Below are 26,406 nucleotides of genomic sequence, written 5' to 3'. Positions count from 1 at the left end.
CCCGCCTCATGTCTGATCGCCAAGACCTTCTCGGCCGCCACGTCCTGCTCGGGCTGACCGGCGGCGTCGCCTGCTACAAGGCCGCCGAGCTGACGCGCGAGCTCGTGCGCGCCGGCGCCACCGTGCAGGTCGTGATGACCGACGCCGCGCTGCAGTTCATCACCCCGGTGACGATGCAGGCGCTGTCGGGTCGCCCGGTGTTCACCAGCCAGTGGGACGCACGCCCGGCGAACTCGATGGCCCACATCGAGCTGTCGCGCGAGGCCGACGCGATCGTCGTCGCGCCGGCGAGCGCCGACTTCATCGCCCAGCTTGCCCAGGGCCGCGCCGGCGAGCTGCTGGCGCTGGCCTGCCTGGCGCGGCCGGCGGACCGTGTGCCGCTGTTCGTCGCCCCGGCGATGAACCGCGAGATGTGGGCCCACCCGGCGACGCAGCGCAACGTCGCCCAGGTGGCCGCCGACGGCGCCGTCGTGCTCGGCCCCGCCAGCGGCTCCCAGGCCTGCGGCGAGACCGGCGACGGCCGCATGCTCGAGGCCGTCGAGCTGCGCGACGCGCTCGTCGCGCACTTCCAGCCCAAGGTGCTGGCCGGCCGGCGCGTGCTGATCACCGCCGGGCCGACCTTCGAGGCCATCGACCCGGTGCGCGGCATCACCAACCATTCGAGCGGCAAGATGGGCTTCGCCGTCGCGCGCGCCGCCGCCGAGGCCGGTGCCGACGTGACGCTGGTCGCCGGCCCGGTGCACCTGCCGACGCCGGCCGGCGTGCGCCGCATCGACGTCTGCAGCGCGCAGCAGATGCACGACGCGGTGCTGCCGCTGGCGCCCACGCAGGACGTCTTCGTCGCCACCGCGGCGGTCGCCGACTGGCGGCCGTCGCAGTTCAACGAGCAGAAGATCAAGAAGGACGGCAAGAAGGTCGCGCCGATCTTCGAGCTGGCCGAGAACCCCGACATCCTGGCTGCCGTCGCGCGCCTGCCGGCGCAGACGCGGCCGTGGTGCGTCGGCTTCGCCGCCGAGAGCCACGACCTCGTGCGCCACGCGCGCGAGAAGCTGGAGCGCAAGGGCGTGCCGCTGATCGTCGGCAACCTCGGCCCGGCGACCTTTGGCCGCGACGACAACACGCTGCTGCTCGTCGACGCCGCCGGCGAACGCGAGCTGCCCCACGGCGACAAGCTGAGCCTGGCCCGCGAACTCGTGCGTGAGATCGCCGGCCGCATCACCCGATTCCCGACCTGATGACGACGATCGACCTCAAGGTGCTGGACCCGCGCATGGCGGACCAGCTGCCCCGCTACGCGACGCCCGGCAGCGCCGGCCTGGACCTGCGCGCCTGCCTGGACGCGCCGCTGGAGCTGGCGCCCGGCGCCAGCGCGCTGGTGTCCACCGGCATCGCGATCCACGTCGCCGACCCGTCGCTGGCGGCGGTGATCCTGCCGCGCTCGGGCCTGGGCCACAAACACGGCATCGTGCTCGGCAACCTCGTCGGCCTGATCGACAGCGACTACCAGGGCCCGCTGATGGTCAGCGTCTGGAACCGCGGCAGCGCCGCGTACACGCTGCAGCCCTTCGAGCGCATCGCGCAGCTCGTCGTCGTGCCGGTGGTGCAGGCCACCTTCCGCATCGTCGAGGACTTCGACGCGTCGGAGCGCGGCGAGGGCGGGTTCGGCTCGACCGGGGCGCGCTGAGGATCGGCGGGGTCAGGTCTAAATCGGCGGGGTCAGGTCTTGAGAGACCTGACCCCAGCTTTCCAGCGCCGGGTCGCCGGCTTCAGTGCAGCGGCTGCTCCGGCGCGGCCGCGTCCAGCACCGTGAAGGCGTTGTTGCCGACGCTGCGCGCCTCGATCTCGTCCTCGTCGGCCTCGCGCACCGTGCGCACGCGGATCGTCAGCCGCAGTGCCATGCCGGCCAGCGGGTGGTTGCCGTCGAGCACGACGTGCGACGGGTAGACCTCGGTGACGACGTAGATCGTGTCGGACGGCATGTCCGGCGTCGCCGCGCCCGGCGGCAGGCCCTCGAAGGCCATGCCGGTCTCCAGGTTCTCGGGGAAGAGCTTGCGGTCCTCGAAGCAGACGAGTTCGCTCTTGTAGTCGCCGAAGGCCTGCTCGGGTTCGAGCTGCACGCGCACCTCGTCGCCTTCGACGTGGCCGGCGAGCGCTTCCTCGACCGGGGCGAGCAGGTCGTCGCCGCCGAAGAAGAACTCGACCGGTTCCTTCAGTTCGTCGATGGTGTTGTTCTGGGCGTCGGTCAGCAGCCAGGTGAGACTGACGACGCAGGGAGCTGCGATGTTCATCGGGCGATGATCGCACAGCGTCCGCGGGACAATGGGGCATGGATCTCAACGCACCGATCGCCCTGCTGGGCGGGCTCTCGCCGCAGGCCTTCATGCGGCGCCACTGGCAGAAGAAGCCCTTGCTCGTGCGCCAGGCGCTGCCGGGCGTGACGCCGCCGCTGGCGCGCGCCGCGCTGTTCGACCTGGCCGGCAGCGAAGACGTCGAGTCGCGCCTGGTGCAGCGCGACGGCGGCAGCTGGTCGCTGCGCCAGGGCCCTTTCGTGCGCCGCGCGCTGCCGCCGGCTTCGCGCCCGGGCTGGACGCTGCTGGTGCAGGGCCTGGACCTGCACGTGCCGGCGGCGCACGAGCTGCTGCGCCGCTTCTCGTTCATCCCCGAGGCGCGGCTGGACGACCTGATGCTGTCCTGGGCCAGCGACGGCGGCGGCGTCGGCCCGCACCTCGATTCCTACGACGTGTTCCTGATCCAGGTGCACGGCCGCCGCCGCTGGCGCATCGGCCCGGTGGCCGACGAGACGCTGCTGCCCGACATGCCGGTGCGGCTGCTGCAGAACTTCGAGCCCGCCGAGGAGTGGGTGCTCGAGCCCGGCGACATGCTCTACCTGCCGCCGCGCTGGGGCCACGACGGCATCGCCGAAGGCGAGTGCATGACGGCCTCGGCGGGTTTCCGCGTGCCGCTGCAGACCGGCCTGGCGCGCGAGCTGCTGCAGCGCCTGGCCGAAGACGACGAACTCGGTGACGGCGCGCTCTACCGCGACCCGCGCCAGCCGGCCACCGCGGCGCCGGGCGAGATCCCGCCGGGGCTGCGCGAGTTCGCTGGCCGCGCCGTCGAGCGCCTGCTCACGCGCCGCGGCGCGCTCGACCGCGCGCTCGGCGAGATCCTCAGCGAGCCCAAGCCGCGGGTCTGGTTCGACGGCGAGGCGGTCGACGGCGACGAGGCCTTCGCCGCCGGTGTCGCGCTCGACCCGAAGAGCCGCATGCTCTACGACGAGCGCCACGTCTTCCTCAACGGCGAGTCCTTCGTCGCCGGCGGCCGCGATGCGCGCCTGATGCGCCGCCTGGCCGACGACCGTGTCCTGTCGGCACGCGACTGTGCCGGCCTCAGCGACGGCGCACGCGAGACGGTGGCCGGCTGGATCGAGACCGGCTGGGTGCGCCGGGGTGGGCGATGAGCGCAGGCTCGGCGCTGTTCGACTCGCGCGGCGCCTTCCACGACGCCGTGCACCAGGCCTTCGAGGCCGCGATCGCGCGTGGTGCTCGCCGCATCGTCTGCAGCGACCCCGACTTCGCCGACTGGCCGCTGGATGACGCCGCGCTGCACGAGCGCCTCGTGCCCTGGCTGAAGCGGCCGCAGCGCCGCCTCGTGCTGCTGGCCGCCGACTGGAGCGTGCTGGCGCGCCGCCATCCGCGTTTCGTCGCCTGGCGCACGACCTGGGCGCACGCCGTCGAGGGCTGGGCGCCGGAAGAGGGCGACGAGGCCGAGCTGCCGCGGGTGCTGGTCGACGACGGCGACGTCTTCGTGCACCTGCGCGACGCCGAGCACTGGCGCGGCCGTGCCGGCCGCGACGCGGGCGATGCGCAGCGCTGGCGCGACGTGCTGGACGGCCGCATCGAACGCGCGCAACCCTCGTTTTTCCTCCGTCCTTTAGGCCTGTAGGGGAATGCACCTATTCGGCGCTATACTTTTAGGCTAGGCATGGGAGAGGCGCAAAGCCCGTCCTTGTCTTTCGGGGGTGGAGGGTTGCGAGATCCGGGTCGGGTCGACCCACCATCCCTTGAGGTTCCGTCGACCCACAATTCCCTGAGGACACACGCATGAACAAGTCGATCGTTCTGGCTTCGCTGGTCGCCGCGATGGCGCTGGCCGCCTGCGGCAAGAAGGAAGAAACCCCCCCGCCGCCGCCGCCGGCCGCTGAACCGGCTCCGGCCGCTTCGGAAGCTGCTTCGGCGCCGGTGGAAGCCGCGTCGGAAGTCGCCGCCCCGGCCTCGGAAGCCGCCTCGCAATAATCGCGAGACCGAGCGATCCGAACGCTCAAAAGCCGCCTTCGGGCGGCTTTTTTCATGCCCGCGACAAACCCGCAGGGACAAGAAAAAGGCCGCCCGCAGGCGGCCTTCTTTCACGTGGACGAGCTCAGCGCAGTTCGTTGGCCAGGATGCCGGCGATGCGATCACCCGACTCGCCGGCCGAGCCGCTGCCGCTGGCCGGCTGCACCGTCACCGTCGTCTTGTCGCCCGCGGCCTTGACCAGCACGCGATAGCGCTGCGGGCCCGCCGGGCCGTCCTTGGCGCCGCCGAAGAGCTTCGAGAAGAAGCCGGGCTCCTCCTTGCCGATCTCCTTCGGGTCGATGTAGCGCACGAAGTACAGGCCGGCGGCGCGGTCGCGGTCCTCGACCGAGAAGCCGGTGCGGTCGAGCACCAGGCCGACACGTCGCCAGGCGCGGTCGAAGCTCTCGTCGACCTCCACCGTCGCCGGCGTGCCTTGCACCAGGCGTGCACGCGACTGCGCCACGGCCGGGGCGGCCACGGCCTCACGGGCCTGCGTCTCGGGCGTGCCGAGCTTGACCATCAGCCGCGTCAGCATCTCGGCCTCGAGCTGCGGGTCGCTGGCGCGCGGGCGCCACTCGGTGGCGTCCTTGCGGTCGCCGACGTAGACCTCCTCCAGGCCGCGGTGGGCAATGTAGACCTCGCTGCCGGTGGCGGTGCGTTCGACGCGCATGCGGAAGCGGTCGCGCTCGCCGGTGTCGTAGAGGTTGCCGAACACGCGGCCGATCGTCGTGCGGATGAAGTCGTGCGGCAGCTTGGCGCGGTTCTCGGCCCAGTCGGTCTCGAGGATGCCGGTCTGCGCGTCCTCGCTCTCGATGACGAAGCCGCGCTCCTGCCAGAAGGTCTTCAGCTGCGGCCAGAGCTGGTCGGGCGACATCGGCACGACGAGCCAGCGCTCGTTGCCCAGGCGCTCGACGCGGGTCTCGCCGCGTGCCGCCGGGGCCACGGCGCCGGCGCCGGCCACGGCAGCGCCGTTGGCCGACGTCGCCAGGCCGGAGTTGGCGGCGCTGACGACACCGCCCTGGGCCTGGTAGCGGCTGTCGCGTGCGAGCTGGCTCAGGTCCGGCGGCACGTCCAGCGGCTGCTCGCGCACCTTGGTGCTGCGGTAGTCCACCTTGTCGCCCGACAGCATGTCGCCGATCGAGGAGCAGCCGGCCAGCGCGACGGCAACGGCGAGCGCGGTGGTCCGGGCTGCGGGAACGACGGGAATACGATTCACGGTGACGGTCTCCGGCGCGGCCTGTGGCGGCCGCGGGTGGCGGGTGAGGGGCTTCTTCAGATGCACACGCCGCTGTCGGCGAGCGCGGCGTCGACCGCGGCCTGGCCGGCCTCGGTGACGGGCAGCAGCGGCAGGCGCAGCACGTTGGCGCAGCGGCCCATCCGGTGCAGCGCCCACTTCGCGGGCGCCGGGTTGGACTCGCAGAACAGCGCGCGGTGCAGCGCCAGCAGCTGGAAGTGGATGGCCGTCGCGCGGCGCGCGTCGCCTTCGATCGCCGCGACGCACATCTCGTGCATCAGCCGCGGCGCGACGTTGGCGGTGACGCTGACGTTGCCCTTGCCGCCCAGCAGCATCAGCGCGACGGCGGTGCCGTCGTCGCCGGAATAGACCGAGAAGCCTTCGGGCGCGTGCTTGATCAGCCAGGCGGCGCGTTCGATGTTGCCGGTGGCTTCCTTGATGCCGAAGACACCCGGCACCTGGGCGACGCGCAGCGCGGTTTCCGGCAGCATGTCCGCGACCGTGCGGCCGGGCACGTTGTAGAGCATCAGCGGCAGGTCGACCGCTTCGGCGATCGCGCGGAAGTGGCGGTACATGCCTTCCTGCGACGGCTTGTTGTAGTAGGGCACGACCTGCAGCGTGCAGTCGGCGCCGACTTCCTTGGCGAAGCGCGTCAGCTCGATCGCCTCGGCGGTGGAGTTGCCGCCGGCGCCGGCCATGATGGGCACGCGGCCCTGGGCGCGTTCGACCGAGAAGCGGATCACCTCGCAGTGCTCGGGCACCGTGAGCGTCGCCGATTCGCCGGTGGTGCCGACGACGCCGATGCAGTCGGTGCCTTCGGCGATGTGCCAGTCGATGAGCCGGCCGAGTGCCTCGTAGTCGACGCTGCCGTCCGGGTGCATCGGCGTGACGAGCGCGACGATGCTGCCAACAATTGCCTTCATGCGCTTAAGCCGTAGCCGCGGTAAATCGCCGATTTTAGCTGCCAGAGTGCCGCGCTCCGGCGAGGGCGAGCGCGCCGCTGGGCGGCGCGATGGCGACGATGCGCTGCACGCGCCGCGTCGGCCCGTCGAGCAGCCCGTCTTCATAGGCCAGCACGTGCAGGCCCGAGGCGGCGGCCAGCAGTTCGCCCGGTGCCATCAGGAACTCCGGCCGCGACGGCCGGCCGTGGCTCTCCTGGCCGCGCGCGAAGGTCTCGTAGATCAGCACGCCGCCGTCGGCCAGCGCCGCGCGCAGCGCCGGGAACAGCGGCCGCCAGAGGTAGTTCGTCACCAGCACCGCGTCGAAGCGGCGGCCGGGCAGGGGCCAGGGGCCGGCCTCGAGGTCGGCGACGACGGTCTCGGCGATGGCCGACAGCGGCGCCAGCGCCTGCACGTCGCGGTCGACGGCAGTGACGTGCCAGCCGCGTTCGGCCAGCCAGCGCACGTGCCGGCCGTGGCCGCAGGCCACATCGAGCACGCCGCCGCCGGCGGGCAGCAGGTGGGCCCAGCGCTGCAGCCAGTCCGACGGCGGGGCGAGGCCCGGCATCAGAAGCAGGACCAGACACGCGTCGCCAGGTCGACGACGGTGTGCGGGTCGCGGTAGGCGGCGAAGACCGCGCCGAGCACGGCGACCGCCACGATCCAGGCCAGCACGCGGCCGGTCTTCATGCCGCCACCGGGCGCGCCTCGGAGCGCGGGATCGCCGTCTCGCGCACCGGCAGGTTGACGAGAGCCGCGAACACGCCCAGCGCCACCGCGATCCACCAGACGACCTGGTAGCTGCCGGTCGTGTCGTAGAGCCGGCCGCCGAGCCAGACGCCGAGGAAGGAGCCGACCTGGTGGCTGAGGAAGACGATGCCGCCCAGCATCGACATGTAACGCACGCCGAAGATCTGGGCGACGATGGCGTTGGTCGGCGGCACCGTCGACAGCCACAGCACGCCCATCGTCGCGGCGAAGAGATAGACGCCCCAGGTCGTGATCGGCGACAGCACGAAGATCGTGATGACGATGGCGCGCAGCAGGTAGATCGCGGCCAGGATGTGGCGCTTGGCGAGCTTCTGCCCCAGCACGCCGGCGGCATAGGTGCCGAAGACGTTGAACAGGCCGATCAGCGCCAGCGCGGTGGTCGCGACCTCGGGGCCCAGGCCCTGGTCCTTCAGGTAGGCCGGCATGTGCACGCCGATGAACACGACCTGGAAGCCGCAGACGAAGTAGCCGGCCGTCAGCAGCAGAAAGCTGCGGTAGCCCAGCGCCTCGCGCAGCGCCGCGCCCACGCTTTGCGCCGGGCCGCTGTGCACGCCGGCGCCGGCCGGCTCCTTCAGCCCGAAAGCCAGCGGCACGATGGCCAGCGCCGCGCAGCCGAGCAGGAACAGCGCGTTCTGCCAGCCCAGCCCGCCGATCAGCCAGTTCTCCACCGGCACCATCAGGAACTGGCCGAACGAACCCGCTGCGGCGGCCACGCCCATCGCCCAGGAGCGTTTCTCGGGCGCGACGTTGCGCGCGATGACGCCGTAGATCACCGCGTAGGTCGTGCCCGACTGGGCGATGCCGATCAGCAGCCCGGCGCCGCCGGTGAAGGCCAGCCCCGAGGTGGCGAGCGCCATCGACACCAGGCCCAGCGCGTACAGCACCGAGCCGACGATCAGCACGCGGAAGGCGCCCCAGCGGTCGGCCAGCATGCCGGCCACCGGCCCGGCCAGGCCCCAGGCCAGGTTCTGCACCGCCAGCGCGAAAGCGAAGGTCTCGCGTGTCCAGCCGCGGTCCATCGTGATCGGCTGCAGCCACAGGCCGAAGCCGTGGCGGATGCCCATGCTGAGGGTGACGATCGCGGCGCCGCAGAGCAGCACCTGCGTCATCGACAGGCGCGGTGCGGTCGTGGCGGGGGTCATGGGGGCGCAATGTATCCAATGCGGCGAGGGCGCGTCGGCGGCGCGGTCGGCGCGGCAATGGCTGTGCTCCACCGTGGTTCCTTCGTGCACTTTCGCGGTTCAGTTGCAGGCGATTCGGTGCATGCGCTTTTGAATGGTGAATCGTGAGGAGATGTTCGGGAAACTATGGTGAAAGCGTCTGCGGGCCGGTCGGTAGAGTGCGCCTCTTCAACGGCAACGGCAGCGGCGCATGAAGGTCCTGGTCCTGGGCAGCGGTGTCATCGGCACCTCGGTGGCTTACTACCTCGCGAAGTCGGGGCACGAGGTCGAGGTCGTCGAGCGCCAGAGCGGCCCGGCGCTGGAAACGAGCTTCGGCAACGCCGGCGAGATCTCGCCGGGCTACTCGTCGCCCTGGGCCGGCCCGGGCGTGCCGCTGAAGGCCATCAAGTGGATGCTGATGCAGCATTCGCCGCTGGTCGTCAGCGCGCTGCTCGACCCGAAGATGTGGCGCTGGGGCCTGGCGATGCTGGCCAACTGCAACGCCCGCGCCTATGCGCTGAACAAGAGCCGCATGGTGCCGATCGCCGAGTACAGCCGCGACTGCCTGAAGGCGCTGCGTGCCGAGACCGGCATCGAGTACGACGACCGCGCCCAGGGCACCTTGCAGCTGTTTCGCACCCAGAAGCAGCTCGACGGCATCGGCGGCGACGTCGAGGTGCTGCGCCAGTACGGCGTGCCCTTCGAGGTGCTGGACCGCGAGGGTTTCGTCAAGGTCGAGCCGGCGCTCGCGCTCACCCAGGAAAAGTTCGTCGGCGCGCTGCGCCTGCCCAACGACGAGACCGGCGACTGCTTCAAGTTCACCAACCGCCTGGCCGAGATGGCGCGTGCGCTGGGCGTGCGCTTCCGCTTCGACACGACGGTGCAGGGCGTCGAGGTCTCGGGCGGCCGCGTCTCGGGCGTGCGCACGACGGCCGGCACGCTGACGGCCGACCGTGTCGTCGTCGCGCTCGGCAGCTTCTCGCCGCAGTGGATGAAGCCGCTGGGCCTCAGCCTGCCGATCTACCCGGTCAAGGGCTACTCGATCACGGTGCCGATCACCGACGCCGCCTTCGCGCCCGAGTCGACGATCATGGACGAGACGCACAAGGTGGCCGTCACGCGCCTGGGCGACCGCATCCGCGTCGGCGGCACGGCCGAGCTCGGCGGCTTCGACCTGACGCTGCGTGGCGGCCGCCGCCAGACGCTGGAGCACGTCGTCACCGACCTGTTCCCGCGTGGCGGCGACGTCTCGCGCGCCGAGTTCTGGTGCGGCCTGCGCCCGATGACGCCCGACGGCACGCCGATCGTCGGCGAGACGCCGGTGCGCGACCTGCTGCTGGCCACCGGCCACGGCACGCTGGGCTGGACGATGGCCGCCGGCACCGGGCGTGTCATCGCCGACATCGTCTCGGGCCGCCAGCCCGAGATCGACGTCGCGCCGCTGAACATCGCTCGCTACGGTTGAGGCGCCGCAGGTAAGACTGGGGTCAGGTCCCTCGGGACCTGACCCCATCCACCGAGGTCCCTCGGGACCTGACCCCATCCGCCTGACCCCATCCCCGGGGTTCCTAGAATCCGCCCCCTATGGCAATCAAGCAGGGCAGTTATGCCGAAGCCTCGATCCGCGTCTTGAAGGGCCTGGAGCCCGTCAAGCAGCGGCCGGGCATGTACACGCGCACGGACAACCCGCTGCACGTGGTCCAGGAAGTGATCGACAACGCCGCCGACGAGGCGCTGGCGGGCTTCGGCAAACGCATCGCGGTGACGCTGCACGCCGACGGCTCGGTCGCCGTCGAGGACGACGGCCGCGGCATCCCCTTCGGTCTGCACCCCGAGGAGCAGGTGCCGGTGCTGGAGATCGTCTACACGCGGCTGCACGCCGGCGGCAAGTTCGACAAGGGCTCGGGCGGCGCCTACAGCTTCTCCGGCGGCCTGCACGGTGTCGGTGTCAGCGTGACCAACGCGCTGGCGACACGGCTGGAGGTGACGGTCTGGCGCGAAGGCCAGTGCGCGACGCTGGCCTTCGGCAACGGTGGCGAGGTCGTCGAGCCGCTGGCGGTGCGCAAGGCGACGTCCAGTGAACGCCGCCACGGAACGCGGGTGCGCGTCTGGCCCGACGCCAGGTATTTCGAGAGCCCCGAGCTGCCGCGCGGCGAGCTGCTGCACCTGCTGCGCAGCAAGGCCGTGCTGATGCCCGGCGTGACCGTCACGCTGACGACCGAGAAGAGCGGCGAGACCCAGACCTGGCGCTACGAGTCCGGCCTGCGCGACTACCTGCTGCAGAGCCTGGCTGCCGAGCCGCTGATCCCGCTGTTCGAGGGTGCCCAGTACGCCGCCGCCAACGAGACCGAGAGCTTCGCCGAAGGCGAGGGCGCGGCCTGGTGCGTGGCCTTCACCGACGAAGGCACGACACTGCGCGAGAGCTACGTCAACCTGATCCCGACGGTGGCCGGCGGCACGCACGAGTCGGGCCTGAAGGACGGCCTGTTCCAGGCGGTCAAGGGATTCATCGAGCTGCACGCGCTGCTGCCCAAGGGTGTCAAGCTGATGCCCGAGGACGTGTTCTCGCGCGCCAGCTTCGTGCTGTCGGCCAAGGTGCTGGACCCGCAGTTCCAGGGCCAGATCAAGGAGCGGCTGAACAGCCGCGACGCGCTGAAGCTCGTCGCCAGCTTCGTGCGCCCGGCGCTGGAAATCTGGCTGAACCAGCACGTCGAGTACGGCAAGAAGCTGGCCGAGCTCGTGATCCGCCAGGCGCAGACGCGCCAGCGTGCCGGCCAGAAGGTCGAGAAGAAGAAGGGCTCGGGCGTCGCCGTGCTGCCCGGCAAGCTGACCGACTGCGAGAGCCGCGATCTGAGCCTCAACGAGGTCTTCCTCGTCGAGGGCGACTCCGCCGGCGGCAGCGCCAAGATGGGCCGCGACAAGGAGACCCAGGCCATCCTGCCGCTGCGCGGCAAGGTGCTGAACTCCTGGGAGGTCGAACGCGACCTGCTGTTCAAGAACAACGAGATCCACGACATCTCGGTGGCGCTGGGCGTCGACCCGCACGGCCCGGCCGACGAGCCCGACCTGTCCGGGCTGCGCTACGGCAAGGTCTGCATCCTGTCGGACGCCGACGTCGACGGCTCGCACATCCAGGTGCTGCTGCTGACGCTGTTCTTCCGCCACTTCCCGAAGCTGATCGAACGCGGTCACGTCTACGTCGCGCGCCCGCCGCTGTACCGCATCGACGCGCCGGCGCGCGGCAAGCGCCCGGCGGCCAAGCTCTATGCGCTGGACGACGGCGAGCTCGAGGCGGCGCTGGACAAACTGCGCAAGGAAGGCGCGCGTGAAGGCTCGTGGACCATCAGCCGCTTCAAGGGCCTCGGCGAGATGAACGCCGAGCAGCTCTGGGACACGACGCTGAACCCCGAGACTCGCCGCCTGCTGCCGGTGGCCTTCGGCGCACCGGGCTTCGACAACACCGTCGAGCTGTTCACGCGGCTGATGGGCAAGGGCGAGGCGCAGGCCCGCCGCGACCTGATGGAATTGCGCGCCGACGCGGTCGAGATCGACGTCTGACGGGGCTGCGCTCGGTGTTCTCCTGACGCCGGGATCGGGGGTTGACGCTCCGTTCCGGCGTCGGAAAAGTCAAATGCTTCTGCCGCATGTGGCTTTTCTTTGCCGGAGTTCGTCCCATGACCCAGGTTCTCAAGCCGTTGCGCACGGCCGTCTTGCTGGCCGTGTCGGCGGTCGTCTGCAGCGCGTCGATGGCGGCCGTCGCGGCCGACGCGGGCAGCGTGAACGTCATCGTCGCGTACAAGGCCGGCGCCGCCGCCAAGCTGCGCAGCGGGCTCGCCGGTCTTGGCGGCAAGCTCCGCGCCGACCTCGCCGACGACAACGCGATCGCGGTCACCGTGCCGCGCGCCAAGCTCGCCAAGCTGCGGGCGCTGGCCGGCGTCGACTACGTTGAAGAGGACGTGATCCACACCCTCCAGGGCCAGCGCAGCACCTCGATCAAGAGCCGCAAGGCGGCGCTGGCGGCCGCGTCGACGCAGACGCTGCCCTACGGCATCACCGCCGTGCAGGCCGATCAGGTGGCCGGCACGCCGGCCTGGACACCCAAGGTCTGCATCGTCGACTCGGGCATCGACGGCACGCACGAGGACCTCGCCGGCAACAAGCTGGCGGGCCAGAACTTCTCCGGCTCGGGCAGCTGGAACACCGACGAGAACGCGCACGGCACGCACGTGGCCGGCACCGTCGCGGCGCTGGACAACGATGTCGGCGTCGTCGGCGTCAACGGCCGCAAGCAGGTCTCGCTGTACATCGCCAAGGTGTTCGACGCCTCCGGCAGCGCCAGCGCCTCGACGATCACCAAGGCCATCAACGCCTGCGGCCGCGCCAAGGCGAACATCGTCTCGATGTCGCTGGGCAGCGCCAGCCCCAGCCGCACCGAGAAGCGCGCCATCGACCGCCTGACGCAGAAGGGCATCCTGTTCATCGCCGCGGCGGGCAATGCCGGCACGACGGCGGTGTCGTACCCGGCCGGCTTCGACAACGTGATGTCGGTCGCCGCCGTCGACGAGAACAAGGCCTGGGCTTCGTTCTCGCAATACAACGCGACGGTGGAGATCGCCGCGCCGGGCGTCGCCGTCGTCTCGACGGTGCCGCCCAACGTGCTGACGATGAGCGTGCTGAAGGTCGGCGGCGTCGCCGTGCCCTCGCTGTCGATGGAAGGCTCGCCGGTCACCGGCGCCACCGGCGCGCTCGCCGACTTCGGCTTCGGCGACAGCCCGGCCGCCGGCTCGATGACCGGCAAGGTCTGCCTGATCTCGCGCGGCAACATCTCGTTCGCCGACAAGGTCGTGAACTGCCAGACCAGCGGCGGTGTCGGGGCGGTCATCTACAACAACACCGCGGGTGAGCTGGCCGGCACGATGGGTGACGTCGTCACGACGATCCCGTCGGTCGGCATCACGCAGGCCGACGGCGCGGCGCTGATGGGCCAGCTCGGCCAGTCGACCTACGTCGCGATCGAACCCGATCCGGCCAAGTACGCCGCGTTCAACGGCACGTCGATGGCCACGCCGCACGCCTCCGGTGTCGCCGCGCTGGTGTGGAGCTACTTCCCGAGCTGCAGCGCGCAGCAGATCCGCAGCACGCTGGTCAAGAGCGCGCTGGACATCGGCGACCCCGGCCGCGACGACAAGACCGGCGCCGGCCTGGTGCAGGCCAAGGCCGCGATCGACCGCATCAACACGCTGGGCTGCGCGAACTGAGCCGCGACGCGAGAGGCCGCCAGGCCTCTCGCGCCAGGCTCGGCCCTCGCCGCAAGGCCTGGCCCGCCATCCGAGAACCGCCGGCCGTGCCCGGCGGTTTTCATTTGCGCGGCGCCGAACTGCACCACCGCGACGGCGGTGTTCGCCGGATCGCGGCGGCGGTGCGCCGCCTACGATGCGGCGATCGTGTCCCGCGTCCGCCCGAGCTTCCTCCGTCCCGTCCTGCTGGCGCTGCTGCTGGCCGCCGGTGGCGCGGCCCATGCCGAACTCTGGGGTTATGTCGACGCCCAGGGCGTGGCGCACTTCGCCTCGCGCGCGGTCGACTCCCGCTACCGCCTGGTGCATGCCGACACCGCCGCCACCGGCCCGCGCGTGCCCGGCAAACGCGACGGCGCCGACGCGCTGCTGACCTGGATGGAGATCGCGCCGGAGGCCAAGGTGCTGGTGCCCTGGGTGCGCGAGGCCGCCCGCCTGCACGGTGTCGACGCCGAACTGCTGACCGCCGTCATCGCCGTCGAGTCGGGTTTCCGCCGCGACGCGGTGTCGCCGCGCGGCGCGATCGGGCTGATGCAGATCACCGCCGTCACCGGCGACCGCTACGCGACCGCGGCCGAGCGCCGCCAGCCTGCGGCCGAGCGCCTGCTCGACGCGCGCACCAATATCCACACCGGCGCGCGCATGCTCGCCGACCTGACGCGCCGCTACGGCCGCATCGAGCTCGCGCTGGCGGCCTGGAACGCCGGCGAAGGCACGGTGCGCCGCCACGGCGGCCTGCCGCGCCTGGCCGAGACCCGCGCCCACGTGCACCTGGTGCTGGAGCTGTACTGGGCGCTGCTGCAGCGCAGCCAGGCGGCGCGCGCGACGCGGCTGGCGCTGGGCTGAACCGGCGCGCTCCGGCGCCGCCCGGCGGCGTTTGCGAGAATCGCCGCCTTTCCAAGCCGAGCGGCTCTGCGGCCGCCCGCCCTGCATGCGAGACCTCTTCGATTTCGCGGCGGCCGAACCCGCCGACGCCCTGACGCTGGCCGACTACGCCGAACGCGCCTACCTCGAGTACGCGCTGTCGGTCGTCAAGGGTCGCGCGCTGCCCGACGTCTGCGACGGCCAGAAGCCGGTGCAGCGCCGCATCCTCTACGCGATGCACCGCATGGGGCTGGGCTACAACGGCAACGTCGGCGCCAAGCCGGTGAAGAGCGCGCGTGTCGTCGGCGACGTGCTCGGCCGCTACCACCCGCACGGCGACACCGCGGCCTACGACGCGATGGTGCGCATGGCCCAGGACTTCAGCCAGCGCTACCCGCTGGTCGACGGCCAGGGCAACTTCGGCAGCCGCGACGGCGACGGCGCGGCGGCGATGCGCTACACCGAGGCCCGCCTGGCGCCGATCGCGCGCCTGCTGCTCGACGAGATCGACGAAGGCACGGTCGACTTCCAGCCCAACTACGACGGCTCGACCCAGGAGCCGCGCCAGCTGCCGGCACGCCTGCCCTTCGTGCTGCTGAACGGCGCCTCGGGCATCGCCGTCGGCCTGGCCACCGAGATCCCCAGCCACAACCTGCGCGAGGTCGCGGCCGCCGCGGTCGAGCTGATCCGCGACCCGGCGCTGGCCGACGACGCGCTGTACACCCTGCTGCCCGGCCCCGACTTCCCCGGCGGCGGCCAGATCATCAGCAGCGCCGCCGAGATCCGCGCCGCCTACGCCAGCGGCCGCGGCAGCCTGAAGGTCCGCGCGCGCTGGACGATCGAGGACCTGGCGCGCGGCCAGTGGCAGCTGGTCGTCAACGAGCTGCCGCCGGGCACCAGCGCCCAGCGGGTGCTCGAAGAGATCGAGGAGCTGACCAACCCCAAGCTGCGCCCCGGCAAGAAGGCGCTGACGCAGGAGCAGCAGCAGCTCAAGCAGACCGTGCTCGCGGTGCTCGACGCCGTGCGCGACGAGTCCAGCAAGGACGCGCCGGTGCGCCTGGTCTTCGAGCCCAAGAGCCGCACCGTCTCGCAGCAGGATCTGATCACGACGCTGCTGGCCAACACCAGCCTGGAGTGCAACTCGCCGGTCAACCTGACGATGGTCGGCGCCGACGGCCGGCCGACGCAGAAGAGCCTGCGCCAGATGCTGGAGGAGTGGATCGGCTTTCGCCAGCAGACCGTGCAGCGGCGCACGCGCCATCGCCTGGACAAGGTGCTGGAGCGCATCCACGTGCTCGAAGGCCGGCAGCTGGTGCTGCTGAACATCGACGAGGTGATCCGCATCATCCGCGAGAGCGACGAGCCGCGCGCCGCGCTGATCGCACGCTTCAATCTGAGCGAGCGCCAGGCCGACGACATCCTCGACCTGCGGCTGCGCCAGCTGGCGCGGCTGGAGGCGATCAAGATCGAGCAGGAGCTGAAGGAGCTGCGCGAAACGCAGGCCAGGCTGGAAGAGATCCTCGCCAGCCCGGCGGTGCTCAAGCGCACGCTGATCCGCGAGATCGAGGCCGACGCCAAGGCCTGCGGCGACGAGCGCCGCACGCTGATCCAGGAAGAGCGCCGCGCGGTCGCCGAGATCCGCGTCGTCGACGAGCCGGTGACGGTGGTCGTCAGCCAGAAGGGCTGGGTGCGGGCGCTGAAGGGCCACGAGGTCGAACGTTCGACGCTGGGCTTCAAGGCCGGCGACGCGCTCTACGCCACCTTCGCCTGCCGCAGCGTCGACACGCTGCTGGTCTTCGGCGACCGTGGCCGCGTCTACAGCGTCGCCGTCTCGTCGCTGCCCGGCGGGCGCGGCGACGGCGTGCCGATCACGACGCTGATCGAGCTGGAAGCCGGCACCGCCATCGCCCACTACTGGGCCGGCGCCGCCGACACGACGCTGCTGCTGGCCAACAGCGGCGGCTTCGGCCTGCTGGCCAAGGCCGGCGACCTGCACGGCCGCCAGCGTGCCGGCAAGAGCTTCCTGACGCTGGAAGCGGGCGAGCGCCCGCTCGAGCCCTGGGCCGTGGCCGCCGGCCAGACGAACGCCGCCTGCCTGGCGGCCGACGGCCGGCTGCTGGTCTACCCGCTCGACGAGCTCAAGCACCAGCCCAACGGCGGCCGCGGGCTGACGCTGATGGACGTCGACGCGGCGACGCCGCTGGTCGCGGTGGCGGCCTGCGCGCAGTCGGTGCTGGTCGTCGGCAGCGGCCGCGGCGGCAAGGCGCGCGACGAGGAGATCCGCAACAGCGCCTTCACCTCCTGCATCGGCAAACGTGCGCGCAAGGGGCGCAAGCTCGAAGGCTTCCAGAAGGTCGCCGCGCTGCGCTCGCCAGCGCCCTGAAGCTGCGGCGGGCGTGCACGATCTCACGCTCGCCCGCCCGCAGCAGGCGCCGCACCCCGGAGCGCGGGGATGTGTCAAACCGTAACGGCTTCTATCGTCCGGCCCGTTGCAAGCTCATGCGGACCCGACGATGACCCCCGTTCTCCTGCGCGCCGCCGTCGGCGCGATCGCCCTGTTCACGGCCGCCGGTGCGGCCCAGGCCGCCAGCGTCACGCTCACCGACTGGGCCTACGGCAGCGGCGTGTCGGTCGAGGGCGCCTACGTCAGCCCCGACGTGCCGGCGCGCGGCAACAGCTACCGCCACAGCTTCAGCGTCGAGGCCGGCGCGTTCAAGGGCAGCTGGCTGGCCGACGGCCAGAGCGCCGCCACCGACTTCATCACCTACTGCGTCGAGCTCGAGGAGACCTTCTCGTTCGGCCGGCAGGCGATGACCGGCTACCAGCTCGTCGGCGGTCTCGACTACTTCGGCAGCCAGGCCAAGGTCGACCTGCTGGGCCGCCTGATGACCTACGTCGGCCAGAACGCGTCGGCGGTCGACACGGCCTTCGAGTCGGCGGCGCTGCAGCTCGCGATCTGGAACACCGTCTACGACAAGGACACGAGCGTGCGTTCGGGCAGCGGCTTCAACCTCGCCGAGGGCCGGCCGCTGCGGGCGCTGGGCGACTACGCCAACGAGCTGCTGCTGGCCGCCGCCGGCGTCAGCTCGATCTACGACATCTCGGTGCTGCAGCGCAACGGCTCGCAGGACTTCCTGATGGCCTCGCTGCGCCAGGGGCCGGCCAAGCCGGCCAGCAACGACGTGCCCGAGCCGGGCAGCGCGGCACTCGCGCTGCTGGCGCTGGGCGCCGCCGGTGCTGGCCTGCGCCGGCGCAAGGCCTGAGAGGCCGGCCGCGGCCGGCGTTCGCCGCGTTCAGCGCCGCGGCTGCGCCATCACGGTGATGGCCCCGAGCGCCGACAGCACGAACAGGCCCAGGCTCCAGAACTCGTAGGGCAGGCCGAAGAGGCGGGTGGCCGCGTCGGCGCAGCTGGTCATCGCCATGAACAGGTCGGGGTAGCGAGCGTCCAGGCCGAGCGCGCCGATGAAACGTTCGGCGAAGGACAGGTCGCACGTGGCCTCGCTGGCCGCGACGAAGTGCTGCCACAGCGCCGCGCCGATGCCGCAGCCGGCGAAGCCCAGCGCCAGCAGCGCGCCGACACGCCGCCCCAGCGGCGAGCGCCAGACCAGCGCCAGCGCCGCTGCCGCCGCCAGCGCCAGGAAGATCAGGCGCTGCAGCACGCACCAGGGGCACGGCGGCATGTTCCAGGCGTGCTGGGTGTAGTAGGCCGCGGCGACGGCCGCCGGGCCGCCGAGCGCGATCGCGCCCAGCACCAGATCGGCGCGCTTCATCGCCGGCTCCGCTCGCGCGCTACGGGGGGGGTCACTTAAGCTCGGCGATCAGTTCGATCTCGACGCAGGCGCCCAGCGGAATCTGGGCGACGCCGAAGGCGCTGCGCGCATGGGCGCCGACCTCGGCGCCGAAGACCTCGACGAAGAGCTCGCTGGCGCCGTTGGTCACCAGGTGCTGCTCGGTGTAGGTCGGCGTGCTGTTCACCAGGCTCATCACCTTGACGATGCGGGCGACGTTCTCCAGCCCGCCGGCCGCGGCCGCCAGCGTGCCCAGCAGGTCGACGGCGATCGCGCGCGCCGCGGCCTGGCCTTCGGCGGTGGTCATCGTCAGGCCGAGCTGGCCGACCCAGGGCTTGCCGTCGCGCTTGGCGATGTGGCCGGAGATGAAGACGAGCTTGCCGGTCTGCACGAAAGGCACGTAGGCGGCGGCGGGCACGGCGACGGCGGGCAGCGTGATGCCCAGCTGGTTCAGGCGGTCTTGGATGCTCATGGTCGGCTCGGGAGGGCACGCCTTCGGGGGTGCCGTTCAGGGGAACGGGCCATCCTACACTGGGCCGATGACCGGCCCGGCGGAGCCTGCGGCGCGAGGGTGGTGGGCCGCCGGTGCTGGCTGGCTGGCCGGTGTGCTGCTGCAGCTGCACCAGCCCGAACCCTGGGGCGCGCAGATCCAGCTGCTTCTGCTGGTGTCCGCCGCCACGTTGCTGGCCCTGGCCGGGGGCCGCGGCCTGCGCCGTGCGGCCTCGCTGGCACTGGCCGCCGCCGCGCTCGGCGCCGCCTCCACCGACTGGCGTGCCACCCAGCGCCTGGCCGAGCGCCTGGCGCCCGGGCTGGCCGGTGCCGAGCTGGTGCTCACCGGCGTCGTCGTGCGCATCCCGGCGGTGCATGCCGGCGGTGTGCGTTTCACCGTCGAGACCGAGGGCGCGGCCACGGCCGACGGCCGCCCGGTGACGGTGCCGCCGCGGGTCGTGCTCGGCGGGTATGCCGACGGCGACGCGCGCCCGCCGGTGCCGGCGGTCGGTGAACGCTGGCGCTGGCACGTCCGGCTCAAGCCGCCGCACGGCGGGCTCAATCCGCACGGCTTCGACGCCGAGCTGGCCTGGTTCATCCAGGGCATCGGCGCCACCGGCAGCGTGCGCGCCGCCCCCGCGCCGCAACGGCTGGCGGTCGACGCCGCGGCACCGCTGGAGCGCTGGCGCCAGCGCGTGCGCGACGCGGTCTTCGCGCGGGTCGCCGACCCGGCCGCCGCCGGCGTGCTGGCGGCGCTGGCGATCGGCGACCAGGCGGCGATCGAGCGCGAGGACTGGGAGCTCTTCCGCGTCACCGGCGTCGCCCACCTGATGAGCATCTCCGGCCTGCACGTGACGATGTTCGCCTGGCTGGCCGGTGCCGCGATCGGCCGGCTGTGGCGGCACGCCGGGCGCGGCCTGCTGGTGCTGCCGGCGCCGCAGGCCGCGCGCTGGGGCGGGCTGGCCTGCGCCGCGGCCTACGCGCTGGCCGCCGGCTGGGGCGTGCCGGCGCAGCGCACGGTCGGCATGCTGGCCACCGTCGTCGTGCTGCGCAGCGCCGGCCGGCGCTGGCCGCTGCCGGCGGTGCTGCTGGCCGCGGCGCTGGCCGTCGTTCTGATCGATCCCTGGGCGCCGCTGCAGCCGGGTTTCTGGCTGTCCTTCGTCGCGGTGGCGCTGCTGGCGGTGTCCGAGCCGGCGCACGCGGCGCAGGCCACTGCCGCCGCGGACCCGCGCCCCTGGCGCCGCCGCGCGGCGGCGCTCGCACGCGCCGCGCGCGGCGGCCTGCGCACCCAGGCCGTGGCCACCGTCGGCCTGGCGCCGCTGACGCTGCTGTTCTTCCAGCAGGTGTCGGTGGTCGGCTTCGTCGCCAACCTGGTCGCCATCCCGCTGGTGACGCTGGCGGTGACGCCGCTGGCGCTGGCCGGCGTGCTGCTGCCGCCGCTGTGGCTGGTGGCGGCCGGGCTGGTCGACGGGCTGCGCGTGCTGCTGGCGGCGCTGGCCGCCTGGCCGTGGGCCTCGTGGACGGCGGCCGCGGCGCCGCCCTGGGCCGTCGCCGCCGGGCTGCTGGGCGGGCTGCTCGCGGTGCTGCCGCTGCCGTGGCGGCTGCGCGGGCTGGCGCTGCCGCTGATGCTGCCGCTGCTCGCACCGCCGCTGCCGCGGCCGGCCGAGGGGCGTTTCGAGCTCGTCGCCGCCGATGTCGGCCAGGGCAGCGCGCTGCTGCTGCGCACCGCGCGGCACCTGCTGGTGTTCGACGCCGGCCCGCGCTGGAGCCCCGAGGCCGATGCCGGCTCGCGCGTGCTCGTGCCGCTGCTGCGCGCCCGTGGCGAGCGCCGCATCGACCTGCTGATGCTCAGCCACCGCGACGGCGACCATGTCGGCGGCGCCGCCGCGCTGCTGCAGGCGCTGCCGGTCGCCGAGATCGTCGGCTCGCTGCCGGCCGAGCACCCGCTGCTCGGCCGCGTGCCGCACCGGCGCTGCATGGCCGGCGAGCGCTGGCGCTGGGACGGCGTCGACTTCGAGGTCCTGCACCCGCCGGCCGGCATGGCCATCGCCGACGAGGCGTCGAACGCCACGAGCTGCGTGCTGCGCGTGCGCGGTGCGCTCGCCAGCGTGCTGCTGCCCGGCGACCTGCCGGCGGCACAGGAGCGGGCGCTGGTGGCCGCCGGTGCGCCGCTGCGTGCCGACGTGCTCGTCGTGCCGCACCACGGCAGCCGCAGCTCGTCGAGCGAGGCCTTCGTCGACGCGGTCGCGCCGCGGGTCGCCGTCGTGCAGGCCGGCTACCTGAACCGCTTCGGCCACCCGGCGCCGGAGGTGAGCGCGCGCTTCGTCGAGCGCGGCATCGTGCTGGTGCGCAGCGACGAATGCGGCGCGTGGACGCTGGCCGCCGACGGCCGCGCGCACTGCGAGCGCGAGCGCTCGCGCCGCTACTGGCATCATCGGCCTTCCTCCCGCTGATCCCGCCTGACCCGTGTCCGCCGCTGCCGAGTCCTTGTTCGCCCAGGGCACCTGCGCCCTCGAAGCGGGCGACCTGGCCGGCGCCGAGGCCGCGCTGCGCGAGGCGATCGTGCGGCAGCCGACGCTGGCCGAGGCGCACGCCAACCTCGCGCTGGTGCTCGAACGCGCCGGCCGCGCCGACGAGGCCGAGGCCGCTTACCGCGACGCGCTGGCGCTGGCGCCGCAGGCGGCGCCGATCTGGAACCTGCTCGGCACGCTGCTGCTGACGCGCAAGCGCCGGCTCGACGCCGAGGTCGCGCTGACGCGTGCGGTCTCGCTGGACCCGGCATCCGCCGCCGCCTGGACGCACCTGGGCCTGCTCTACGCGGCCACCGGCCTGGAGCGCCTGGCCGAAGGCTGCCACCGGCGGGCGCTGGAGCTCGACGCCGGCCACGTCGACGCCGCGCTCAACCTCGCGACGCTGCGGCTGCGCCAGGGCTGCTGGGACGAAGGCTGGGCCTTGTTCGAGCGCCGCCGCTGGTCCGACACGCTGGCCGCCCGGCTGCCGCTGCCGCGCTGGGCCGGCGAGCCGCTGGCCGGGCGTTCGCTGCTCATCGGCGCCGAGGCCGGTCTCGGCGACATGATCCAGTTCGTGCGTTATGCCGCCGTTGCCAAGGCCGCCGGTGCCGGGCGTGTCGGCGTGCTGGCCTATGCGCCGCTGGTCCGCCTGCTGGCCGGTGCCGACGGCGTCGACGTCGTCGTGCCGCCGACGGCCGAGGTCGCGCCGGGCGACTGGGACCTGTGGGCGCCGGCGATGAGCCTGCCGTGGCACTTCGGCACGCGCGTCGACTCGGTGCCGGCCGCGCTGCCCTATCTGCGCCCGGACCCGGCCCGCGTCGCCCGCTGGCGCGCCGTGCTCGGTGACGCCGGCGGCCGCCGCCGCATCGGCCTGGTCTGGCGCGGCAACCCGCGCTTCGAGACCGACGCCTGCCGTTCGCTGCCGTCGCTGGCCGAACTGGCGCCGCTGGCCATGCTGCCCGGCGTGCAGCTCGTCAGCCTGCAGAAGGGCGCCGGCGAGGACGAGGCCGCGGCGCCGCCGTTCGCGCTGCTGAACCCGATGCCCGACGTCGCCGACCTGGCCGACACCGCGGCGCTGATCGAGAACCTGGACCTCGTCGTCAGCGTCGACACCGCCATCGCCCATCTGGCCGGCGCGCTGGGCACGCCGTGCGCGCTGCTGCTGCCCGACTACAACGTCGACTGGCGCTGGCTCGAAGGCTGCGCCGACACGCCCTGGTATCCGGGCGTGATGCGGCTGTTCCGCCGTCCGGCGGCGGGCCGCTGGGCCGACGCGGTGGCCGAGCTGCAGGCCGAGCTCGAAGCCGCGCTCGCCATCTGAGGCCGGCTTGCGCGGCGCGCTGCGGCCGTCATCGCCGCGCTGGCATCATCGTCGCAGCCCGCGTGCTGCATCCGTGGCCCGGCACTTGCAACACCGCGGCATCCCGCCGCAGGAGCTCCGTCCGTGTCCATCCACGTCGCGCTGAACCACGTCACGCACTACCGCTACGACCGCCGCGTCGGGCTCTCGCCGCAGGTCGTGCGTCTGCGCCCGGCGCCGCACTGCCGCACGCCCATCGTCTCGTACTCGCTGCGCATCGAGCCCGGCGAGCACTTCGTCAACTGGCAGCAGGACCCGTTCGCCAACCACCTGGCGCGCCTCGTCTTCCCGGAGAAGACGACCGAGTTCAAGGTCACCGTCGACCTGGTAGCCGAGATGTCGGTCTACAACCCGTTCGACTTCTTCCTCGAACCCGAGGCCGAGCACTTCCCGTTCGCCTACGCGCCCGAACTGGCGCACGACCTCGCGCCCTACCTGGCGCGCGACGAGGCGACGCCGCTGTTCGCCGAGTTCGTCGCCAGCATCCCGCGCGAACGCGTGCGCACGATCGACTTCCTGGTCGAGATCAACCGCCGGCTGCAGCGTGACATCAGCTACCTGATCCGCCTCGAGCCCGGCGTGCAGACGCCCGAAGAGACGCTGGCCAGGAAGTCCGGCTCCTGCCGCGACACCGGCTGGCTGCTGGTGCAGGCGCTGCGCCACTGCGGCCTGGCGGCGCGGTTCGTCTCCGGCTACCTGATCCAGCTGAAGCCCGACCTGAAGTCGCTCGACGGCCCGAGCGGCGCCGAGACCGACTTCACCGACCTGCACGCCTGGTGCGAGGTCTACCTGCCGGGCGCCGGCTGGATCGGCCTGGACCCGACCTCGGGCCTGCTGGCCGGCGAAGGCCACATCCCGGTGGCCTGCACGCCCGAGCCTTCGACGGCGGCGCCGGTCTCCGGCGCGGTCGACGCCTGCGAGGTGACCTTCGGCCACACGATGCAGGTCACGCGGGTGCACGAGTCGCCGCGAGTCACCAAGCCCTACACCGAGGACCAGTGGCGGGACGTGCTGGCGCTGGGCGATGCGGTCGACCGCGAGCTCGAACTCGGCGACGTGCGACTGACGATGGGCGGCGAACCGACCTTCGTCTCGGTCGACGACCGCGACGGCGCCGAATGGAACACCGACGCGCTGGGCCCCACCAAACGCGGCCTGGCGACCGAACTCGTGCACCGGCTGCGCGCGCACTACGGCGAGGGCGGCTTCCTGCACTTCGGCCAGGGCAAGTGGTACCCCGGCGAGCAGCTGCCGCGCTGGGCGCTGACGATCGCCTGGCGCGCCGACGGCCAGCCCTGCTGGCACGACGCCTCGCTGTTCGCCGACGAGCGCGACACGCACGCCTACACGGTGGCCGACGCCGAACGTTTCGGCGCCGCGCTGGCGCGCCGGCTGGGCCTGGACCCGAAGTGGCTGATGCCCGGCCACGAAGACGCCTGGTACTACCTCTGGCGCGAGCGCCGGCTGCCGAGCAACGTCGACCCCTTCGACTCGCGCCTGGACGACGAGCTGGAGCGCGCGCGCCTGCGCCGTGTCTTCAGCGCCGGGCTGGATGCCGTCACCGGCTACGCCTTGCCGTTGCGCCGCGAGTGGTTCGCCGGCGCCGCGGGGCCGGAATGGATCAGCGGCCCCTGGTTCCTGCGCGACGAGCGCCTCTACCTGATCCCCGGCGACTCGCCGATGGGCTGGCGCCTGCCGCTCGATTCGCTGCCCTGGGCCGAAGCCGGCGACCGGCCGGCCTCGTTCGCGCCCGACCCGTTCGCGCCGCAGGCGCCGCTGCCGGTGCCGGCCAGCGTGCGCGCCCAGCCGCGCGGCTGGGACGCGCACCGCGAAGGCGGCGGTTTCGCCGAAGGCGGCACGGTCGCCTGGCCGGGAAGCGCCCGCGGCACGGACCTGCCCCCTCTCCCGCTCGCGGGAGAGGGCTGGGGTGAGGGTGCCGGCGCACCCCCAGCCCTCACCCCGCCCCTCTCCCGCGCCGCGGGAGGGGGAGATCCCGCCACCGCCCGCATCCCGGTCCCGCCCCATCCGCAGGGCCTCGACGCCCGCCCCGAGCGCCGCGAGTCGGCCGGCTGGATCACCCGCACGGCCCTCTGCGTCGAGGTGCGCGACCCGCAGCGCGCCAACGGCCCCAAGGCCGAGGCCGAGCACGGTGGCAAGAGCGGCGTGCTCTACGTCTTCATGCCGCCGCTGCAGCACCTGGAGGACTACCTGGACCTGCTGGCCGAGGTCGAGGCCACCTGCGTCGAACTCGGTGTCAAGGTCGTGCTCGAAGGCTATCCGCCGCCGCGCGACGCGCGCCTGAAGACGCTGGCCGTGACGCCCGACCCGGGTGTCATCGAGGTCAACATCCACCCCGCGAAAGACTGGGCCGAACTGGTCGAGCACACCGAGTTCCTCTACGACGCCGCGCACCGCACGCGGCTGTCGACCGAGAAGTTCATGCTCGACGGCCGCCACACCGGCACCGGCGGCGGCAACCACTTCGTGCTCGGCGGCGCGACGCCGGCCGACAGCCCCTTCCTGCGCCGGCCCGACCTGCTGGCCAGCCTGCTCGCCTACTGGCACAACCACCCCAGCCTCAGCTACCTGTTCAGCGGCCTGTTCATCGGCCCGACCAGCCAGGCACCGCGCATCGACGAGGCGCGCAACGACCAGGTCTACGAGCTGGAGATCGCGCTGGCCGAGCTGGAGCGCCGCATCGCGGAGGAGGGCGGCGAGGTGCCGCCGTGGCTCGTCGACCGCAGCCTGCGCAACCTGCTGATCGACGTCACCGGCAACACCCACCGCAGCGAGTTCTGCATCGACAAGCTGTATTCGCCCGACGGCCCGACCGGCCGCCTGGGGCTGCTGGAGCTGCGCGCCTTCGAGATGCCGCCGCATGCGCGCATGAGCCTGGCGCAGCAGCTGCTGCTGCGCGCGCTCGTCGCCTGGTTCTGGCGCGAGCCCTACACCGGCCGCGGCGCGACGCGGCTGACACGCTGGGGCACGGCGCTGCACGACCGTTTCCTGCTGCCGACCTTCGTGCAGCTGGACTTCGACGACGTCGTCGCCGAGCTGAACCGCGCCGGCTTCGCTTTCGACGCCGCCTGGTTCGCGCCGCATTTCGAGTTCCGCTTCCCGCTGATCGGCGAGGTTGCGGCGCTGGGCGTCAAGCTGACGCTGCGCACCGCGCTCGAACCCTGGCACGTGATGGGCGAGGAAGGCGCGATCGGCGGCACGGTGCGCTACGTCGACTCGTCGCTGGAGCGGCTGGAGCTGAAGGTCACCGGCCTCAACGACAACCGCCACGTCGTCACCGTCAACGGGCGCGCGGCGCCGCTGCAGCCCACCGGGCGCAGCGGCGAATACGTCTGCGGCGTGCGCTACCGCGCCTGGGCGCCGCCGTCGGCGCTGCACCCGACGATCCCGCAGCACGCGCCGCTGACGGTGGACCTCGTCGACCGCTGGCTGGAGCGTTCGCTGGGCGGCTGCCGCTACCACGTCGCGCACCCGGGCGGGCGCAACTACGAGACCTTCCCGGTCAACGCCTACGAGGCCGAGAGCCGGCGGCTGGCGCGTTTCTTCCGCTACGGCCACACGCCGGGAACGCTGAAGGTCGAGCCGGCGGCGCCGAGCCTGGAGTTCCCGTTCACGCTGGACCTGCGCCGCGGCTGAACGCCGTGGCAGG

At 72.7% G+C, this 26,406-nt stretch carries 22 protein-coding genes; 14 read left to right on the top strand and 8 right to left on the bottom strand.

Annotated elements, in window-relative coordinates:
• Positions 1-8: 8 nt before the first annotated feature.
• Positions 9-1,235 carry a bifunctional phosphopantothenoylcysteine decarboxylase/phosphopantothenate--cysteine ligase CoaBC gene (coaBC, locus tag LOC65_RS15840; RefSeq protein WP_230248204.1) on the top strand — a complete coding sequence of 409 codons (1,227 nt, stop codon included), beginning with the start codon at positions 9-11 and terminating at the stop codon, positions 1,233-1,235.
• Positions 1,235-1,684 carry a dUTP diphosphatase gene (gene dut, locus LOC65_RS15835; RefSeq protein ID WP_009858865.1) on the top strand — a complete coding sequence of 150 codons (450 nt, stop codon included), beginning with the start codon at positions 1,235-1,237 and terminating at the stop codon, positions 1,682-1,684. Before coaBC ends, dut begins: the two co-directional genes overlap by 1 nt.
• A gap of 82 nt (positions 1,685-1,766) precedes the next feature.
• Here dut and LOC65_RS15830 read toward each other — a convergent pair whose 3' ends face one another.
• A complete protein-coding gene (locus LOC65_RS15830) occupies positions 1,767-2,288 on the bottom strand; it encodes a peptidylprolyl isomerase (protein ID WP_230248203.1) in 522 nt (173 codons plus the stop codon).
• A 38-nt stretch (positions 2,289-2,326) separates the two neighbouring features.
• Between LOC65_RS15830 and LOC65_RS15825 the strand changes: the two genes are divergently transcribed.
• From LOC65_RS15825 to LOC65_RS15815, 3 genes are all read left to right on the top strand, one after another.
• A complete protein-coding gene (locus LOC65_RS15825; protein WP_230248202.1) occupies positions 2,327-3,457 on the top strand; it encodes a cupin domain-containing protein in 1,131 nt (376 codons plus the stop codon).
• Positions 3,454-3,942, top strand: a complete 489-nt coding sequence (locus LOC65_RS15820; RefSeq protein WP_230248201.1) for a hypothetical protein — start codon at positions 3,454-3,456, stop codon at positions 3,940-3,942. The genes LOC65_RS15825 and LOC65_RS15820 overlap by 4 nt, the downstream gene beginning before the upstream one ends.
• Positions 3,943-4,100: 158 nt before the next feature.
• The gene (locus tag LOC65_RS15815) at positions 4,101-4,292 is read left to right on the top strand and encodes a hypothetical protein (RefSeq protein ID WP_009858861.1); all 192 of its coding nucleotides are present in this window, start codon (positions 4,101-4,103) and stop codon (positions 4,290-4,292) included.
• A 124-nt stretch (positions 4,293-4,416) separates the two neighbouring features.
• Here the strand turns inward: LOC65_RS15815 and bamC are convergent, their stop codons facing one another.
• Genes bamC through LOC65_RS15795 form a run of 5 tightly spaced genes read right to left on the bottom strand, consistent with a single transcriptional unit; the run spans position 4,417 to position 8,416 of the window.
• Positions 4,417-5,547, bottom strand: a complete 1,131-nt coding sequence (gene bamC / locus LOC65_RS15810; protein WP_230248200.1) for an outer membrane protein assembly factor BamC — start codon at positions 5,545-5,547, stop codon at positions 4,417-4,419.
• Positions 5,548-5,603: 56 nt separating this feature from the next.
• Positions 5,604-6,488, bottom strand: coding sequence for a 4-hydroxy-tetrahydrodipicolinate synthase (gene dapA / locus LOC65_RS15805; RefSeq protein ID WP_009858859.1), 885 nt, complete (start codon positions 6,486-6,488; stop codon positions 5,604-5,606).
• A gap of 34 nt (positions 6,489-6,522) precedes the next feature.
• Positions 6,523-7,071 carry a bifunctional 2-polyprenyl-6-hydroxyphenol methylase/3-demethylubiquinol 3-O-methyltransferase UbiG gene (locus LOC65_RS15800; protein ID WP_230248199.1) on the bottom strand — a complete coding sequence of 183 codons (549 nt, stop codon included), beginning with the start codon at positions 7,069-7,071 and terminating at the stop codon, positions 6,523-6,525.
• On the bottom strand, positions 7,071-7,193 hold the full coding sequence (locus LOC65_RS19390; RefSeq protein ID WP_009858857.1) for a hypothetical protein: 123 nt from the start codon (positions 7,191-7,193) through the stop codon (positions 7,071-7,073). The genes LOC65_RS15800 and LOC65_RS19390 overlap by 1 nt, the downstream gene beginning before the upstream one ends.
• On the bottom strand, positions 7,190-8,416 hold the full coding sequence (locus LOC65_RS15795; RefSeq protein WP_230248198.1) for an MFS transporter: 1,227 nt from the start codon (positions 8,414-8,416) through the stop codon (positions 7,190-7,192). Before LOC65_RS15795 ends, LOC65_RS19390 begins: the two co-directional genes overlap by 4 nt.
• 229 nt (positions 8,417-8,645) lie before the next feature.
• Here LOC65_RS15795 and LOC65_RS15790 point away from each other — a divergent pair, with 229 nt between their 5' ends.
• The 6 genes from LOC65_RS15790 to LOC65_RS15765 all read left to right on the top strand — a co-directional run bounded on the left by LOC65_RS15790 (position 8,646) and on the right by LOC65_RS15765 (position 17,855).
• Positions 8,646-9,899 carry a D-amino acid dehydrogenase gene (locus tag LOC65_RS15790; RefSeq protein ID WP_230248197.1) on the top strand — a complete coding sequence of 418 codons (1,254 nt, stop codon included), beginning with the start codon at positions 8,646-8,648 and terminating at the stop codon, positions 9,897-9,899.
• 119 nt (positions 9,900-10,018) lie between these two features.
• Positions 10,019-11,992, top strand: coding sequence for a DNA topoisomerase IV subunit B (locus tag LOC65_RS15785; RefSeq protein ID WP_230248196.1), 1,974 nt, complete (start codon positions 10,019-10,021; stop codon positions 11,990-11,992).
• Between the two features lie 116 nt (positions 11,993-12,108).
• Positions 12,109-13,692: a S8 family serine peptidase gene (locus tag LOC65_RS15780; protein WP_230248195.1), complete on the top strand. Its 1,584-nt coding sequence runs from the start codon at positions 12,109-12,111 to the stop codon at positions 13,690-13,692.
• Between the two features lie 186 nt (positions 13,693-13,878).
• On the top strand, positions 13,879-14,574 hold the full coding sequence (locus LOC65_RS15775) for a lytic transglycosylase domain-containing protein (protein WP_230248194.1): 696 nt from the start codon (positions 13,879-13,881) through the stop codon (positions 14,572-14,574).
• A gap of 85 nt (positions 14,575-14,659) precedes the next feature.
• Positions 14,660-16,975, top strand: a complete 2,316-nt coding sequence (parC, locus tag LOC65_RS15770) for a DNA topoisomerase IV subunit A (protein ID WP_009858851.1) — start codon at positions 14,660-14,662, stop codon at positions 16,973-16,975.
• A 130-nt stretch (positions 16,976-17,105) separates the two neighbouring features.
• On the top strand, positions 17,106-17,855 hold the full coding sequence (locus LOC65_RS15765) for a PEP-CTERM sorting domain-containing protein (RefSeq protein ID WP_230248193.1): 750 nt from the start codon (positions 17,106-17,108) through the stop codon (positions 17,853-17,855).
• 30 nt (positions 17,856-17,885) lie between these two features.
• Here the strand turns inward: LOC65_RS15765 and LOC65_RS15760 are convergent, their stop codons facing one another.
• Positions 17,886-18,362: a disulfide bond formation protein B gene (locus LOC65_RS15760; RefSeq protein WP_164962032.1), complete on the bottom strand. Its 477-nt coding sequence runs from the start codon at positions 18,360-18,362 to the stop codon at positions 17,886-17,888.
• A 31-nt stretch (positions 18,363-18,393) separates the two neighbouring features.
• Entirely contained in the window at positions 18,394-18,852 is a 459-nt protein-coding gene (locus tag LOC65_RS15755; protein WP_009858848.1) for a RidA family protein, read from the bottom strand.
• A gap of 67 nt (positions 18,853-18,919) precedes the next feature.
• Here LOC65_RS15755 and LOC65_RS15750 point away from each other — a divergent pair, with 67 nt between their 5' ends.
• The 3 genes from LOC65_RS15750 to LOC65_RS15740 all read left to right on the top strand — a co-directional run bounded on the left by LOC65_RS15750 (position 18,920) and on the right by LOC65_RS15740 (position 26,393).
• Positions 18,920-21,322, top strand: a complete 2,403-nt coding sequence (locus LOC65_RS15750; protein WP_230248192.1) for a DNA internalization-related competence protein ComEC/Rec2 — start codon at positions 18,920-18,922, stop codon at positions 21,320-21,322.
• A gap of 13 nt (positions 21,323-21,335) precedes the next feature.
• Positions 21,336-22,700, top strand: coding sequence for a tetratricopeptide repeat protein (locus tag LOC65_RS15745; RefSeq protein WP_230248191.1), 1,365 nt, complete (start codon positions 21,336-21,338; stop codon positions 22,698-22,700).
• A 123-nt stretch (positions 22,701-22,823) separates the two neighbouring features.
• On the top strand, positions 22,824-26,393 hold the full coding sequence (locus LOC65_RS15740) for a DUF2126 domain-containing protein (protein ID WP_230248190.1): 3,570 nt from the start codon (positions 22,824-22,826) through the stop codon (positions 26,391-26,393).
• Positions 26,394-26,406 lie beyond the last annotated feature (13 nt).

This window comes from Rubrivivax sp. JA1055, assembly GCF_020966565.1.
In the GTDB taxonomy this organism is placed as follows: domain Bacteria; phylum Pseudomonadota; class Gammaproteobacteria; order Burkholderiales; family Burkholderiaceae_C; genus Rubrivivax; species Rubrivivax benzoatilyticus.
Note: the sequence above shows the minus strand (reverse complement) of the source record. Positions and strands in the feature narration are given on the sequence as shown.